The organism is Candidatus Zixiibacteriota bacterium, assembly GCA_040752595.1.
Lineage (GTDB): Bacteria > Zixibacteria > MSB-5A5 > WJJR01 > WJJR01 > JACQFV01.
The window spans coordinates 1-16,603 of the sequence record JBFMGX010000035.1 but is presented as its reverse complement, the minus strand read 5'-3'; the positions used below and the strand labels follow the sequence as shown (position 1 = coordinate 16,603).

The window sequence follows — 16,603 nt, the reverse complement described above, 5'->3', positions numbered from 1 at the left end:
GCCCCTACTCTGTTCGCCTTCGTTCCTGTGCCCGTCAGCCCTTGGGCTGACGTGGGCGACGCAACGTGTCGCCCCTACGGTTCCTGATTCTCCTCCGCCTTCCCTTGCGAGACGATCACCTTGGCGTGGCGGAGCACCTTGCCGCCGAGGCGATAGCCAGGTGATACCTCCTGCGCCACCAGCCCTTCGGCATGATCATCGGATGGCATACGCAGCATGGCGTCGTGTTGTTCCGGATCGAAAGGTGAACCAACACACTGCATCTGCTCCAGGCCGCGCCGTTCCAAGACCTGCCGGAGTTGATCGCGAATCAGCGCCACGCCTTTGGCGAACTGGTCGACCGATTCCCCTTTGTGGTCGGCGTCCGCCGCCCGGCCGAGATTGTCGAGAACCTCGGTCAGTTCCAGGATCAAGTCGCGCTCGGCGGTCCGGACCAACTCGCCGAATTCCCGTGCCGAGCGCTTGCGAAAATTGTCGAACTCAGCCGCCAGACGCAAATACCGATCGTGCCAGTCCTCTGTCGGCGCCTCTGGAGGGGTTTCGACGACCGGCGTTCCAGCTTGATCCGCCGCCGGTTCCGCCGGTTCCCCGTTCACCGACGCGGTCTCGTCCGCAGGCAGAGATTGGGGATCAGGATCGGTCACGATTCAATCTGCTCCGACAGCAATTTGGCGACATAGTCGACCACGGACACCAGCTTGGCGTACTCCATGCGCGTCGGCCCGATCACGCCGATCGTTCCTTCGATGCGTCCCGCCTGATAGCTGGCCGACACCAGGGAACATCCCTCGGCGCCGCGCAGACTGACCTCGCGGCCGATGGTGACGACGATCCCCTCCCCCATGCCGCGACTGCGCAGAAGCTCGACGATCGGGGTGCGCTCCTCAATCACGCGCAAAACGCCGCCGAGGACTTCGTGATCGGCGAATTCCGGTTGGGTGAAGAGATTCGCGGTGCCATTGACATGCAAGGCTTCGCCCGGCGGGCGCTCCACCAGGTCTTCGGCGGCATCGATGAACAACCGCACGAGACGGGCATCGGCGCGGGAATCGCCTTTCATCCGCTCGGCGGCGGTGGACTTGATCGATCCCAAGGGCTGTCCCGCCAGACGCTCATTGAGAGCCGACTGCGTGGCCTCGATGGTCTTGCGATCGACGTCGGAAGAGACTTCCAACAGAATGGTCCGCACAAGGCCGGACTGGATGCTCAGCACCACCAACATCCGCCGCTCGGCCACCGGGATCAGTTCGATGTGCGAGACAGTCCCCTTCTGGAAGCTCGGGGCCAGAGTCACGCCGATTTGCGATGTGACTCCGGCCAGCACGTGCGCAGTCTGTTCGAGAATCTCATCGACAGCACGCTTGCTGGCGGCCGCGATCTCTTCCCGTAGCCGACGCGCCAAATCGTTGGGAACCGGCTGCGGCTCCAGCAGATTGTCGACGAAAACGCGATACCCCTCGTCGGTCGGCACGCGTCCCGCCGACGTGTGGGGTTGGCGGATCAATCCCATTTCCTCCAGATCCTGCATCGTGTTACGGATCGTCGCCGGCGACAGCCCAATCCGATACCGGGTGGCCAGGACTCTGGATCCCACGGGTTCCGCGGTGGCCACATAGTGCTCGATCAGGACACGGAGAATCTCCTGCTCGCGACCGCTGAGATGCTCAAACGCCATGGGAACCGTCTCAGTTCGCTCTTGCCCAACCAGTCAATTCATTGCCGGACATCCCGCTTGGTCATCCCACCAAGAATGCACATGCCCAGCGGCATCACTTTAGCACTCGCCCGGCGCGAGTGCTAATCCTTTTACGACGGACGGTGTGTTCAGTTTGTCCGAATCGGCGAAGGGACACAAAATTCGCTATGCTACAATGGGTTACGCGATTCCGACCGTCTCTTGGTCGCGATCCACTTGCCCCGATTCGCTGTCGACGCCATGCTTTGGATCCGGCCAGCCCACAGAATCACCGACGGCATCCTGCCGTCCCGGCGTGTGCGGCTCTTCTGATGTTTCTGGGCTCCGGCGCAGAACAAGGATCGTGATGTCATCCCCGACCGGCGCACCTTGTGTGGAGTCCCCAAGGTCAGTCAGGATCGCATCCAGGGTCTGACGGGCATCGCCCGTGGTCGTCTCGACCAGTGCAACGAGCCGGTCCAGCCCGAGGGCGGACCCATCTCGACCATAGCTTTCCGAAAGGCCGTCGGTGTACATGAGCACGGTGTCTCCGATGGAGAGTTCGATGCTCTGACAATGACGCATTCCGTCGGCATCGTCCGCTGCAAATGTGTGGCCGAGACCGACCGGTCGCCCGCGGGGATTGATCCGACACACACTCTTACCGGAATGAGAGCGGAGCAGAAGGGGGGTGTGGCCGGCCGAGGCGATGGAGAGCATATGCCGTTCTGTGTCGAGGACACAGCAGATGGCAGTGACAAACGGTCCGCCGCCGTGGTGGCGGCTGAGATACCGGTCGAGAGCAGCGAGAATATCTGCCGGGTCTTTACGGCCCGGCGCCAACAGACGGATGGCTGTCCGGACCGCCATCATCATCAAGGCAGCGGGGAACCCCTTCCCCGCCACATCGGCGACCAGCAGCATCCAGAGCGATTCATCGTCGTTGAGCGGCAGGATGTCATAGTAGTCGCCCCCCACATGGCGGGCCATTCGGTAGGCGGCATCGGCCTGATACCCGGGGATGTCCGGCAGGCATACAGGCAACAGAGTGCGCTGCAATTGTTCGGCCTGCTCCATTTCGCGCCGAGCCCAGTCTCGCTCCGCCGACTGCCGTTCCGAACGCGCCGCCGCCGCGGTCACCTCGTTCACCGCCGCCACGACATCCGCAATCTCGTCGGCGGGGGAAGCGGCGGACAATTGCGCCCCCTGCGATTTCGCCGCCCCCAACAGATCTCGTAAGCGTCGCAACGGCCGGCGGACTCCGATCATGATGCCACCCAACACGACTCCTCCAATCCCGAATGCGACAAGGGCGCCGATAACGATCCGAAGCCGCAAAGCGCCCAGTGGTCGCCCCAGTTCCGCTTGCGGCACACCGAGCACAACGGCACCGACATGGCGGCGGCCGACCGTCATATCCGCCGTGAAGTGATAGAGCTTCTCTCCGGCGACGAGTACCGGCCAGTGCCCCGTCGGCCCCGGCGGCACGCCATCCGGGAACGCGTAGGGCTCATGAACCCGCTGCGGCGCATGGGCGTCGGCGCGGATCTGGCCTTGGGCATCGACGATGACAAAGTAGACCAGCGAAGTCTCCGGGACGGCGATCCCGACCGCCAACTGATCGAGCTCGGCATCGGAACGCTCGTTGAGAACGGGCTGAACCGACGAGGCCGCCGCGGTGCGCGCAAACTCCTCCCAGCGACTGAAAAAGCGCACGGTGAGATCGCCGGCTGCCAGTCGGTAGGACAGATACGCCGCCGCACAGATCACCCCCGTCAGTGCAACACCGGCGATCCAGATCAATCGACGTCTGGTGCGAAGCCTCCCAAACGGAGCGGCCGGCGCCTTGGACCGGTGCAGCTCCTTGGAGAGCGTCAGGACATTGCGGTCGCCGTCCCGGCGGTAATCCACGCGATCACTGGCCTTGTGCATCAGAAGAACACCGAGCCCGCCGCGTCGACCGGTTTCGGCCAAGGCATGGAGATCGGTCTCCGGCCGTCCCCCGGCTTCATAGGGGCGTCCCGTGTCGGTCATCTGAATCTGAACCGCATGCGGCGTGTGCCGGATGCGAATGTGAATGCGACCGGGGCCGAACAGATACCCATGGCGAATCACATTCGTGACCGCTTCCTCGACCGCCAACAGGAGCCCGGAGGCGGCCTGACGATCCAGCGGGGTCTCCCAGAGCGCGGCGCGGACGAACTCGCGGATGTCATCCAAGACATCCAGGGCCGCGGGAAAGGCCGCAAAGTGCTCAGTCATGGGGCGGCGCAGCATCATCGCTGTGCACAGAGACAGCAAAAAACCGAAGCCCGACGGACAAGAACTGTATTACTCTGTCGCGGCCACGCGGTCAGCGTCCAGCCGACGACGGATCTGTTCCAGGTTCGAGCGCACCTGGGCATTGCCGGGGTACTTGGCGAGAACATCGTTCCACAGTTGCTCGGCGGACGCCAGGTCGCCATCGCGAAACCTCTGGAGCGCATCCAGGTACTTGGTCCACGCGACGGAGTCCGCTCGGAGTTCGGCCAGCCCGGCACTCTGGACGACATTCTGCATGGCACGATGCCGGTATCCGGCGGCCACCGTGTCATCCGGACAGATCGCCAAGGCCTGCTCGAAATCGAGTTGGGCGCCGCTGAAGTCATCCGCGATGAACTTCTCCAGCCCGTGGCGCACGAACTGCGCCGCACGGCCGCGACGCTGCACGCGGGCCAATGCGGTCGCCAGCTCGTGCCGCGTCAAGTCCTCCGCCATGACTTTGCCGTAGAGAGCCGCGGCACCGGAATAATCACGCCGTGCCTCGGCCGACCGTGCCTCATTCTCCCAACGTCGCAGGGCCGACTCCCGTGCCGTCCGTGTCTGTTGCAGCAGGGCAAACGCCCGGGGCTGGTTCCAATCCAGTCGCAACGCCGCCGCGAAGCGCTCCTGAGCTTCGCCATAACGCTCGTGCGCCAGGGCATCTTCGCCGGCGGCAACCAGAAAGGCGATCAGGTCGCGCTGCGGTGAAGTCGCTTCCGTAGAGTTGTCTGCGGCTGCGGTCGGTTCGGTTGCCGCGACCGGGAGCGCGATGGCAATCAGAACGGTCACGGGGAGAACACAGACCGTCGCGATGAAGAACCGACACGCACGAGGTCGTCTCCCCTGGAGTGCCCACGCGCCGGGGCCCGACTGCCGGATCATGTGCCGCCGACGATTCATGGCGCCACGATGCACAATTCCGACACAATCGCAATACAAAAAACGCGGTCTCAGGCGGTGGCGCGGAGGACCGGTTGATTGAGACCATCGGCCATGTGAACCGCGAGCTGCGGGAATGGCAGCGAGATTCCTGTCTGACGATTGCCGCCCTGTGTGCTCCACCCGAAAAGTGGGAGTCACCAACTGACGTTATCCCACGGTTCGGCCGCATTCATCGTCGACTGCATCTGCAGAGCTTCAGAATGCCAGGACGATATCTTCCAGCGTGAACCGCGGCCGCACGACCAGCGTGTCATCGCGTTGGACGCGCGGCTCCGGGGGCGCATAGGGCGCCAGTGCGCCCGGATTCCAGCGACCATCCCCGTCGACGTCGAGATAGCCGCCCAACAGCCAGCGCCCACCGGGAAGATCCACGCGGAAGGGTCCCGGCGCAGCAACGGTTTGAAACACGCGCGTCTCACCACCGAGGACCTGAAGTGCCAAGCGGCATCGACCACTGATCGACTGGGAATCGCGAATCTCGATTCGCCCCTCCACCGTGCCCATAAGAGCGGCGGTGAGCGGCGTGAACGTCCAACGAAAGAGTTGCCGCGGCGGGGGATTCCCGGCGCGATCGACCATGGCATTGGAGTCGATCGCGGCGACGATCAGCGTCGATTCCGGCCAGGTATTCATCGGCTCAAACCGGAGTGTCCGGGCATCGGACCAGACCAGCACTCCGGGGATAGCGGCGCCACCGGAGTCGCTCACGGTCGTTCCGGCTTGCAAGCGGGAGGTGTCCACCGGCTCGGAAAAGTTCCAGACGATCGGCGCGCGCGGCGACACGGCCTCCTTGTTGGTTGGGAGATGGACATTCTCGATCCGGACACCGGCCGAGTCGGCAGTCGGGGAATAGATCAACCGGCAACTGTCGGACCCGGATAATTCCCGGCCTCGCTGATCTCTGATTCCCGAGACATGGAGAGTGTAGGACAAGCCCGAACGGAACTCGTCGCTCAACGCCAGGATGGAAGCGGGTTGTCGGGGTGTGGGAGACAGGAGAGCGAATGTAACCGCCGCTCCCGACGCCGAATCGCGCACGCGGACTTGCACCCAACCCCATGCCCCCGTGTCGACCGGGTGCGAAAACCGCAGTGTGATGCCTCCGCCCGGTATTGCCGCGCATCCCGAGAGCTGGAACGAGGAAGTGTCGTAGACACTGGCGAAGACAAACAGACTGTCCGACGTCTTCTCGTCAGTGGTCTCAGCGTCATGAGCAAGGCCGAACGACTCCCCCGGGTTCAGCCGATGGTTCCGGTTGCCGTCGCTGAAGGCCAGCAGGCGATACCGGCCCGCTTTGACATAGGGAAGATCGAATCCGCCTCCTTCGCCGGTCTGCGTCAGGTAGTCCGGCGGACAAAGCCAGAAGGTGTCGCTGATGTTCTCAGCGTGATAGGCGAAGATGTCGAGAACGCCCACCTTCTCGCCGGGGGATCTCACCCGCCCGACAATCCGTCCCAGGTCGACCGCCGCCCCGGTGGAGAAGGCGAACGTGAACGGCGATTTGAAGGGGTTGTTGTGCCGGTCGGTGGTGTGAGACCCGATCGTGATGCGGTAGGTCGCATCGGCCCGCAGGGAATCGAGCCAATGGAGATGCACACGCCGCCCGCCATCAGACCACTTCACCTGCGGATTCCCGGTACGCGGGGGCGACAGAAGCAGATTCGGCAACAGGGTCGTGTTTTCCATCGGCTCGGAGAACTCGATCGTGATGCCGACATCCCGCGACACCTGAACCGCTCCGGTCGCCGGTTCAGTTGCGATCACCGTCGGCGCCGTCGTGTCCGGAGGCCCGCCCTGCGGCGCACCCTGCTGGGCACAATCCGTCAGCACATGCAACAGGAGAAGGGAGAAGACGAATCCGAGCCAGTGTGTGAGAGCGCCGATCACGCGAGGAAAGCTACCGTGATTGAATCAGGTCGGCAATGGAAAGAGTGGGATTGTGAAGTGCCCTGTTGGCAGCGACCCGCTTCCGGACGGGCGCGGTGCTCGGAGCGTCGCCTCCGGCAAGGCGGGACAGGCAGGATCGCCTGAGGCGATCAAGAATGGGCCTGTTGAAAAACCCTTGCCGTTTTGGGGCGGGTTTGTTGTTGGGATCATGCAGACGAAGCGCGAGAAATTGGGGTATGAGATGATGTTGCTGCCGTCGCTGGAGGAATTTGTGCCGGCGGGCGACCCGCTGCGGAAGCTGAACCGGGTGTTGGGCCTCGGCTGTGTGCATGAGGCGGTCCGGGAGAAGTACTGCGTCGACAATGGCCGGCCCTCAATCGATCCGGAGGCGGTAATCCGGTTGTTTGTGTTGCAGGCCTTTGAGGGGATTGCCTCGGTGCGGGAGCTGATGCGGCAGGTGCATGCGAACCTAACGTACCGCTGGTTCATCAGGTATCCGCTCACGGAGAAGATCCCGGATCATTCGTCGTTGTCTCATGCGTTGGATCGGTTGGGGGGTGAGTTGTTCGATGCGTTGTTTGCGCGGAGCATTGCGCAGTGCCGGATCGCGGCCGGGGAGAACATCATCACAAGGCAACCGGTATTGTTAGAGTAACTCGTCCCTCATTCATGGTTCATCGCTCCACAGAGAGGTGTTCTGGGCACGGACAATGTTGTTTCAGTCAGACAACCTCTGGGGGGATACGTCTTTGCCCAGCTCGCGACGGCTCTTGCGGAGATTCTTGGCACGGGACAGCACCCGAACGGCGGTATTCCGCAGCGCCTCCCGATACCCACCGAATCCCTGAGGTCCACCCACTGATGTCCAAGACGTGGTCAAGACAGTGGATGTGGCCTTCCGGGGTGCCCCCGCACACCATGATCCGGGGCCTTTGTGCCTGGTGTTGCAAACCGACGTGGACTGTAGTTGGGTCACAGACTTGGTCGATGTTGTGCGTGTCGCCAACGTGGCGTTCCGCAGCGCAAGTCCGCAGACTGAATTCTGCGACCCCTGCCCATAGGACACTCCGCGATCACGGATCGCGGTCACTCCATCTGAATCCATCCCCAAACAGAAAAACCCCGCCCAAGCCGGGCGGGGTCTTCTTTGATGCCGTGATGTTGGGTGCGACTACTTCAGCAGCGTCATCTTCTTGGTGTCGGAGGAGTGCTTGGTCTGGATGCGATAGAAGTAGACACCCGAAGAGGCCGGCGAGCCGTTGTTGTCGGTGCCGTCCCAGGCGATCTCGTGATTGCCCGGCTCGAAGTCGCGGTCGGCCAAGGTCCGCACCGACTGCCCAAGAACGTTATAGACCACCAGCTTGACATTGCCAGCTTCATCCTTCGGCAGACCGAAACGGATCACCGTCCCCGCGTTGAACGGGTTCGGATAGTTCTGCGCCAGCGCGAACGTTGCTGGCACGGCATTCGTCCCGCCCGCCGGGATGGCCACCGTGATCGGCGTGAACTCGGGCTCGATCGTCTCGGCGGTCGGACGATGCTCGGCATCATAGACGTTGTAGACCCACAACAGCCGGTGATACGGCCGCTCCATCGTGGCTGCCGAGATCGTGAACTCAGTCATCGTCGGGTCCGAGATCTCAAAGGTCAGCCGGGCGATCTCACCGGAGCCGACCGTCAGGTCCGGGGTGCCGGGCTGGTACGCCATCGAGATCAGACCCATGATCACGGTCTTCTTGTTGTTGTCGATGTTGGTGATCTTCTCGTCGAAGTAGTTGATCCGCGACGCATAGGCCACACCGACCAACTGGATGCCGTCGCCCGGCTGCCCGAAGGAGAGCGGGATGTCCATGGCGACCAGTTCCTGGGTGTTGTCGATCGAGATCGGCACGGTCACCCGACGGTTGACGCCGTTGTCGCCGGTGGCGGCGATCTCGGGCGTCCCGAGGGTCATTTTATTGGTGGTCGGCACCCCGGCCGCCGTCGCGATCATGGGAATGACGACCAGTACCGCCAGTGCCACAATTAGGCATTTCGTTACACGCATTGTAAACCCCCATCTGGGTTTGGGATTGTCTGTCAACATCCCCTGTTGACCATTCGCAAGTTCTGTGCCAGTCCCACTGGCCGTTGTTTGTTTCACGGTGTTTGGCAGGCGAGATGAAGTGGGTCGTACGTTCGGTTGTCTTGCTTTTGCCCCCGAGCAACCGGACCGTGAGGGTGGGTCCTTCGATTCACGTCGCATGCCCAAGCCAATTCCACAGGCAGGTGGACAAGGCCCGGGGGGCCAAGCTCAGGCGCGATTCCGTTCGATAAACCCCCTCATGGTTTGGCGTGACAGCGTCGGTCCTCCATGACACGACGCCTTGATTCTGGTGGACGGTTACATCCACCCCAGTGTTTTGCGGGCCGCGTCGCTCATGCGGTCGGGGGTCCACGGCGGGTCCCAGACCACGTTCACGGTCACATTGCCGACGCCGGCCAGCTCTTTGAGTTTCGCGCTCGCGTCCTGTGACATCATCTGATGCATGGGACAGCCGGGCGCGGTCAAGGTCATGTCCACGGCGACGTTGTTGCGGTCGTCGATGCGGACGTCGTAGATCAACCCCAGATCGACGATCGAAACCATCGGGATTTCCGGGTCGAAACATGTCCGCAGCTTGTCGATCACCACTTCTCTGGTGAGGGGCGCACTCATTGCCATCATGTCTACCCACAAAACCGGATTGTGTTCCGCCCGTTGCTCGTTTTCTCGAAATGTTGCGCCGACAACGCCTGTCTTGTTGGCGGCGGGCCGGGGAGGGTGCGGCCTGACGTGGCAGCCACGGGATCATCCGTCGCTGCTTCTGCCCGTCAATAGGATAATGGACGCCATCCGGGATGCAAGAAGAAAATCACGTTCAAGATCGGTCCGTGTGAAGAAAGAGAGTGTGGTGGCAGCCTTCATTCGGGCTCCGCGGCCCCCGGGTGGTCGTACTATGTTGTGTGACAAGGCGTTGCACCATGCGTGGCTGCGCCCGCCTCCTCCCCCCGAAGACTCAGAGAATCCGTGTTCAGAGACCTTCGGCATCCGTGCTTGGGCGCTGCACCCGAAGGGTGGGAGGCACAGTCAGACACAGCACACTCACCTTACATTCCCTCGCCTGGCTCTCCGGCGGTCGCCATGGCTTCGCCTGTTCGACCCTCGCGGCCCTGACCGTGTCGAGAGATCATGACCCTTCCTCCCACTCTTCGGGCCGGCACTGAGCGGGCGCGGTTCTGGCGGTGGGGGTTCGCCATCTTTTCGCTTGCTGATGTGTGCCGGCTCACGCTACCATCGCCACATGAGCGACACCCATTTCAAACCGTACATCCCGCCCGAAAAGACCATTACCGAATTCACCCTTAAGGGGTTGGTGTTGGGCTCGGTGCTCGGGATCGTTTTTGCCGCCTCGTCGGTGTACCTGGCTCTGAAAGTGGGGTTGACGGTCTCGGCATCAATCCCGATCGCGGTTCTGAGCATCACGATCTTCCGCGCCTTCGGCCGCGCCACCATCTTGGAAAACAACATGGTGCAGACCGTCGGCTCGGCCGGGGAGTCGATCGCCGCCGGGATTGCCTTTACCCTGCCCTCATTGCTCTTGATGGGGCAGGACCTCGAGTTCATGCGGGTGCTGCTGGTAGCGGTCCTGGGTGGGTTCCTCGGCGTCCTGATGATGATCCCCCTCCGTCAGGGTCTGATCGTCCAGGAGCACGGGAAACTGACCTACCCGGAGGGCACGGCTTGCGCCGATGTGCTCATTGTCGGTGAGAAGGGGGGGACGAGCGCTAAGACGGTCTTCATGGGAGCGGCGGTCGGCTTTGGCTATGGTTTCCTCAACCTGGTGACGCGGTTCTGGAAGGACACGTCCGATTGGGCGCTGGACCGCCTCATCACACCATTCAAGGGCGCCCTCATCTCCGCCGAAGTGTCGCCGACGCTTTTGGGTGTCGGGTATATCATCGGCTCCAAGACCGCGGCCAATATGATGGCGGGCGGCTCGCTGGCCTTCGTCGTCATCATCCCTCTGATCCACGTCTTTGGGGACGCCATCAATCAGGTGATCTTCCCGGCCACCAAGCTGATCCGTGACATGTCGCCGGGAGAGATCCGCAACGCCTATGTCCTGTACATCGGCGCGGGGGCGGTGGCGACCGGCGGCTTCATCAGTCTGGCGCGCTCGATACCTTCGATCATCGGCGCCTTCAAGCGTGGCCTGGGCTCACTTGCGGCAATGCGGCGCGGCGGCGTGGTTCAAGAAGTGCCGCGCACCGAGCGCGACATCCCGCTGATCTGGGTCCTGGGCGGTTGCCTGGCGCTGATCATCGCCATCTGGGCCGCGCCGATGCTGGAGATCAACTTCCTGTCGGCGATCTTGATCGTTCTGTTCGGGTTCTTCTTTGTCACGGTCTCCAGCCGGATCACCGGTGAGATTGGCTCGTCGTCCAACCCGATTTCAGGGATGACCGTGGCCACGCTCCTGATCACCTGTCTTCTGTTCTTGGCAGTTGGCTGGACCGGTGTCTCCTACCGGGCGATGGCGCTGACCACCGCCGCAATTGTCTGCGTGGCCGCCTCCAACGGCGGCACGATCTCGCAGAGCTTGAAGACCGGGTTCCTGGTCGGCGCGACGCCCAAATGGCAGCAGATCGGGATTCTCGTCGGGGCGCTGACCAGCGCCCTGGTGATCGGATACACCGTCCTCTATCTGGACCAGGCCAAGACGACGATCACCGCCCGCGATTATCCGCAATTCACCGCCACGGTCCCCGCCGACGCCGAGAACGTTGAGGTGGACGGCAAGCAGTACAAGAAGATCCACATCCCCGAGCCGACCAATGGCGTGCCCACGGGCCGATACCTGGCTGACGCGCAGGGCAAGATCGTATACGTGATCGATCCCGGTGTCTGCGGCGTGGATGTCGAGCGCCCCGAGCGGGTGAGCGGATCCGAGTATACGGCGTTCCGTGCCGGGGCCTTGCCGGAGACCGGCGAGACGTTTCTCATGGCCGATGGACCCGCCAGGATCCTGCACTTGACCACAGGGCAAGGTGGCGTCGAACCCGGTCGTTACCTTCTCGCTGCCGATGGATCGATCACTCATCGCCTGATTTCCGTGACCAAGTTCGATGCGCCGAAGGCGCGCCTGTTCAGTCTGATCATTGATGGCATCCTCACGCAGAAACTGCCGTGGGCGCTGGTCTTGGTCGGTGTCGTGCTGGCGATCGTCATGGAGTTGGTCCGGGTGTCGTCCCTTCCGTTCGCGGTCGGTCTGTACCTGCCGATCTCGACCTCGACTCCGATCTTTATTGGTGGTTTGGTTCGCTACATCGTCGACCGTCGCCGCAAGACTTCGGAGGCGGAGGCCGAATTCTCTCCGGGCGTGCTGCTGTCGAGCGGACTGATCGCGGGTGGCGCGATTGCCGGTCTGTTCCAGGCGGTCGTGCAGGGCGGCAACTGGGACGCCGCTTGGGACAAGTCGTCCTGGCTCGGACGTCTGGCCTCCAGTGAACTGTGGACCCTGCTGCCGTTTGCCGGGCTGGCCTTCTTCCTGTTGCTGATCGCCAGGGGGCGCAACAATAAGAAGGCCGCATAGGTGGGGGAGTGACACCGCGCGTCCGGACGTCGAGTGACGGTTGCCCGAAGTTCTATTTGAGAGGCGGCTCATCGAGCCGCCTTTCGCGCACATGGCCTTCCGGGTGCCCCCGGCGCGTATAAGCGCTGTGGCAGTCCGACCGGTCTTGACGCCGCGTCCGTCGCGAAGATCGCCGGACACATCGAGTCGCCGAATGCGCAGTGATCAGACGAGTCTTCCTCGTTCGCGGACCTTCCTCAAGGTCATCGCGAGCGCGCTTCCTGTGTTTCTTTGTCTATTCGTCGCCGGGTGTGCCGGGCACGCGCCGAAGCGTGCGGAAGGTCGTTCCGGGGCAGCAGACACGGTCGATCCGAACCGGGCGCGGCTGGCGTTCTACCACTACAACGAGGGCACGATGCTGGCCGCCGGCGGCGATCAGGAAGGGGCGGCACGTGCCTTCGAGCAGGCGTTGCAGTTGGACCCGGGCTCGTATGAGATCCGGTTGTCACTGGCCGAGACGTACTTTGCGCTGCGTCAGTTGGAGCGGGCCATCACCGTGGCGCAGGCCGCCCGACCTCAGGACAAGCGGGCGCTGGAACTCTTGGGGCGCTGCTATCGATTCCTGGGACGTCAGCAAGAGGCGCGTCAGGCCTACCGGCAGTTGGTCGCCATTGACTCGACGGACACCGACGCTTGGTGGATGCTGTCGCGTCTGGCTTTGCGCGACGGCCAGATCGATGAGGCGGTGGCCGATCTGGAGCAGATTCTCCAGCACCAGCCCGACCCGCGCATCGCCAACGAGATCGGAGACTTGCACCGGCGGATGGGCCGCGATGAACAGGCGGCGGCGGCCTTTCGCCGTTCGTTGGAGTTGGACACCTCGACGGCCAATCTCAATGCCTATGGCGGTTTGGCGGCCAGTTTGGAATCACTGGGCCGGTCGGCCGAGGCCCTCGCCATTCACCACCGGCTGGTGGCGCGGGCCCCCGACAATCTGGCGATGCGCAAGCGACTGATGCACTTCTTCCTGGGACAGGGGCAGAGCGACTCGGCGGCGGCCGTGATCCAACAGATCCTGGCGATCAGCCCCAATGATCCGGAGCGGCTCCGTCTCGGCATCCTCTGGTACAACACCGGCCAGACCGCCAAGGCGGAGAGTCTGTTCGTCCTCCTGGCCGATTCGATTCATCCGTATATTCCTTATTACTACATAGGTCGCATATCCGAGAATCGTAACGATTACACTAAGGCGAAAGACTATTTCCGGCGCGCGACCGCGCTCGGCGACTCGATTCCCGACGCGTGGCTGCAGTGGGCGTACGTGCTGCTGGATCAGGACTCCGTCGATGCCGCACTGGCGACCGCCCACCGTGGCATGGCCGCCGTCGGGGCGCATCGCAGCTTCTGGCACTTTTTGGGGATCGCTTTCGGCCGCGCCGGACAGCACGATTCGGCGGTCGTCTGGTTGCGGCGCGCCTGGGACGCCGACACCGCCGACACCCGCGTCCAGTTTGCCCTGGCCGCCGCCTGGGAACGCGCCCACCGCTTCGACAGCGCCGCCGCCATGTTCCAAGCGCTCATCGCGCGCGAGCCCCAGAACGCCACCGCGCTCAACTACCTCGGCTACATGTACGCCGACTCCGGCGTGCACCTCGACGAATCCCGCGATTTGATCGAGCGGGCCTTGGCGATCGAGCCGAACAACGGCGCCTATCTCGACAGCTACGGCTGGGTCCTCTACCGTCAGGGGCATCTGAAAGAGGCGGAAATCGAACTCCGCAAGGCGCTGGAAGTTCTGCAATCCGACCCCACCATCCACGAGCATCTCGGCGACATTCTGGCGGCGCTCGGACGCCATGAGGATGCGCTCGCGGCGTGGCGTCGGGCGCTGGAGTTGGATCCGACAAGTGAGTCGGTCAAACGGAAGTTGGGACTGACGGAATAGAGCCGAGGCTTGGACAGAAAGAATGTCCGGCCTCCTGAAGATCCTGTCCAGGACGGACAAGAATGTGTTGAAAAAGTCACCGTTTCCGTGGCGCCGGGTGCCCACACCCGGCGCAAGTGGCTGTGCATCAACGGTCGGGTGTGGGCACCCGACCGCACATGTGCGGAATTGGGGAGTTCTTCAACAAGCCCAAGAATGTCTGTCCGCCTTCGCCGTGGTGCCTCAAATCACACCGGGTCGCGTCAGGGGAGGTCTGGTCAGCGAGTCGGGAGAATGGGAGTGGTCGAGCTACCGGTGGTACGAGGGAGCGGCAGACGTTCCTCTGGCGATTGACTCTATTTCCCCACCATGAATGGTGGGCCACCAGCCGGCCAGCCGGCCTGGCTGGGTCGATATTCGGGCGAATTTTCCTATTGCGGCCCTGGGGGACCCCCAGCACATTCCCGTGTGGGGCAGGGACCGTGTGACCGGGTTCCTTCCTGCGCAAATACAATGAATCAGGGCGCTCGCAAAACGAGCCGGATCGACCGGCATATCGATCCTCCCTTTGAGAGTCAGCCTGGGAACGGGAATGGCCACGGGACGGCGGCGCTGTCGTTCAAGCTCGATGTCTTCGAGGGGCCGCTCGATTTGTTGCTCTTCCTGATTCGCAAGGACGAAATCGACATCACCGACATCCCGATCGCCAAGATCACCGCCGAATACCTCGGGTTGCTGCGGCTTTGGGAATCGTGCGATCTGGAGGTCGCCGGCGAGTACATCGTGATGGCGGCTACGCTGCTCCGGATCAAATCGGCGATGCTCCTGCCGCGCGATCCCGAAGCTGAGGACGAGGAAGACCCGCGCGAGGAATTGGTGCAGGCGCTCCTGGAGTACCGCAAGTTCAAGGAGGGCGCGGCGGTCCTGAATGAACGCGAGGATGAAGAGCGCGCCATCTTCTCCCGCGCCGATTTCGCCCGCGGGCCGCTGCCGACCAAGACGCAGTTTGTCATGGACAGTTCCCTGTATGCGCTTCTCAGCGCTTTTCACGATGTGATTTCACGAATCGAACCGGACACGGTGCACCGGGTCGCCATTGCCGAGCAGACGGTCGAGGAGCGGATCGCCGAACTGGAAGAGCTGTTCGCCGTCCGCGACAGCTTCGCCTTCGCGACGCTCTTTGCCGGTCTGGCGGCGCGTTGGCTGGTGATCGTGACCTTCCTGGCCATCTTGGAAATGGTGCGCCTGCGGCGGATTGTGGTCCGGCAGACGAGACCATTCGGCGATATTGAACTGCTCCGTATCTCGGAGCCGCTGGCTCCCAGCGAGTGATGAGGCCATGATGGACGAAACTGCAACGATGGACGTGACGCGGGGGGCCGAAGCGCCCCCGGAATCGCGTTCCGATGATCCTTTGGTCCGCGCGGTCGAGGCGCTTCTGTTTGCCGCGCATGAGCCATTGCCCGCCACAACGCTGGCCGCAGTCAACGGGCACTCCGGCTGGTCGATCGACGACATGGTCGACGAGCTTAATCGGCGGCTGGCTGCCGGGAACCACCCGATGCGGGTGCGCAAGGTCTCAGGCGGATACCAGATGTACCTGCTGCCGGAATTCGGCCCGCTGATCGATTCGGTGCTGGTGAAGACCAAGACCCAGCGGTTGACCCGCGCCGGGCTGGAGACACTGGCAATCATTGCTTACCGTCAACCGTGCTCGACGCCCGAGATCGAGCATATTCGCGGCGTGGCCTGCGATGGCGTGCTGCGCACGTTGTTGGAGCGCGGGCTGGTCGCGCTCAAGGGGCGCTCCGATGGACCGGGACGGCCTCTACTCTATGGAACCACGCCGGAATTCCTCCGCTACTTCGGCTTGGACTCCATCGACGATCTACCGCGCGAAGAGGAGCTGGCCGCGATCCTGGCGGCGCGGCATGCTGAGGCGGCGGAGCCGGTCGCAGAACCGACCGGAGCATTGACCATCACGCGTCCGCCGGAACCGGCAACCGGTTCGGGGTGGGATTTCCTGATTGAGGGAGTGACGTCGGGCGCGTAGCTCACCTCGTAGACGCACGTCACCCTGGCATGACACGACAACACCCTCACCCCACCCCTCTCCCTGAAAGGGAGAGGGGGAAAGTCGTTGCGGCTTCTGACATAGTGAACGAAAGAGAACACCCTCACCCGATCCGTCCTCCGGACGGATCGACCTCTCCCTCTCGACCCGGGGGGGGGGGGGGCCGGCGGGGGCGGGGGGGCATAGCAACCACCCCCCCCCGCGGC

At 63.1% G+C, this 16,603-nt stretch carries 12 protein-coding genes; 5 read left to right on the top strand and 7 right to left on the bottom strand.

The window, feature by feature from the left end:
* Window positions 1-74: 74 nt before the first annotated feature.
* The 5 genes from AB1792_09140 to AB1792_09120 all read right to left on the bottom strand — a co-directional run bounded on the left by AB1792_09140 (window position 75) and on the right by AB1792_09120 (window position 6,805).
* The gene (locus tag AB1792_09140; GenBank protein ID MEW5702379.1) at window positions 75-644 is read right to left on the bottom strand and encodes a nucleotide exchange factor GrpE; all 570 of its coding nucleotides are present in this window, start codon (window positions 642-644) and stop codon (window positions 75-77) included.
* Window positions 641-1,675 carry a heat-inducible transcriptional repressor HrcA gene (gene hrcA / locus AB1792_09135; GenBank protein MEW5702378.1) on the bottom strand — a complete coding sequence of 345 codons (1,035 nt, stop codon included), beginning with the start codon at window positions 1,673-1,675 and terminating at the stop codon, window positions 641-643. The genes AB1792_09140 and hrcA overlap by 4 nt, the downstream gene beginning before the upstream one ends.
* 201 nt (window positions 1,676-1,876) lie before the next feature.
* Window positions 1,877-3,937 (bottom strand): SpoIIE family protein phosphatase, encoded by a 2,061-nt coding sequence (locus AB1792_09130; GenBank protein ID MEW5702377.1) that lies wholly within the window; start codon window positions 3,935-3,937, stop codon window positions 1,877-1,879.
* 69 nt (window positions 3,938-4,006) lie between these two features.
* Complete coding sequence (locus AB1792_09125; protein ID MEW5702376.1) at window positions 4,007-4,876, bottom strand: hypothetical protein; 870 nt, start codon at window positions 4,874-4,876, stop codon at window positions 4,007-4,009.
* Between the two features lie 237 nt (window positions 4,877-5,113).
* Complete coding sequence (locus tag AB1792_09120) at window positions 5,114-6,805, bottom strand: Ig-like domain-containing protein (protein MEW5702375.1); 1,692 nt, start codon at window positions 6,803-6,805, stop codon at window positions 5,114-5,116.
* A gap of 208 nt (window positions 6,806-7,013) precedes the next feature.
* Between AB1792_09120 and AB1792_09115 the strand changes: the two genes are divergently transcribed.
* Window positions 7,014-7,460 (top strand): transposase, encoded by a 447-nt coding sequence (locus AB1792_09115; GenBank protein ID MEW5702374.1) that lies wholly within the window; start codon window positions 7,014-7,016, stop codon window positions 7,458-7,460.
* Between the two features lie 516 nt (window positions 7,461-7,976).
* On the opposite strand, the gene AB1792_09110 is transcribed toward AB1792_09115, so the two are convergent.
* Together AB1792_09110 and AB1792_09105 are read right to left on the bottom strand one after the other, a co-directional pair.
* Window positions 7,977-8,852: a FlgD immunoglobulin-like domain containing protein gene (locus AB1792_09110; GenBank protein MEW5702373.1), complete on the bottom strand. Its 876-nt coding sequence runs from the start codon at window positions 8,850-8,852 to the stop codon at window positions 7,977-7,979.
* A gap of 336 nt (window positions 8,853-9,188) precedes the next feature.
* Window positions 9,189-9,512, bottom strand: coding sequence for an iron-sulfur cluster assembly protein (locus AB1792_09105; protein MEW5702372.1), 324 nt, complete (start codon window positions 9,510-9,512; stop codon window positions 9,189-9,191).
* Between the two features lie 616 nt (window positions 9,513-10,128).
* Here AB1792_09105 and AB1792_09100 point away from each other — a divergent pair.
* The 4 genes from AB1792_09100 (at window position 10,129) to scpB (ending at window position 16,376) form a co-directional block, all read left to right on the top strand.
* Window positions 10,129-12,420 carry an oligopeptide transporter, OPT family gene (locus AB1792_09100; GenBank protein ID MEW5702371.1) on the top strand — a complete coding sequence of 764 codons (2,292 nt, stop codon included), beginning with the start codon at window positions 10,129-10,131 and terminating at the stop codon, window positions 12,418-12,420.
* A 193-nt stretch (window positions 12,421-12,613) separates the two neighbouring features.
* On the top strand, window positions 12,614-14,344 hold the full coding sequence (locus AB1792_09095; protein ID MEW5702370.1) for a tetratricopeptide repeat protein: 1,731 nt from the start codon (window positions 12,614-12,616) through the stop codon (window positions 14,342-14,344).
* A 492-nt stretch (window positions 14,345-14,836) separates the two neighbouring features.
* Window positions 14,837-15,655: a segregation/condensation protein A gene (locus AB1792_09090; GenBank protein MEW5702369.1), complete on the top strand. Its 819-nt coding sequence runs from the start codon at window positions 14,837-14,839 to the stop codon at window positions 15,653-15,655.
* 7 nt (window positions 15,656-15,662) lie between these two features.
* On the top strand, window positions 15,663-16,376 hold the full coding sequence (gene scpB, locus AB1792_09085; protein ID MEW5702368.1) for an SMC-Scp complex subunit ScpB: 714 nt from the start codon (window positions 15,663-15,665) through the stop codon (window positions 16,374-16,376).
* Window positions 16,377-16,603: the final 227 nt, after the last annotated feature.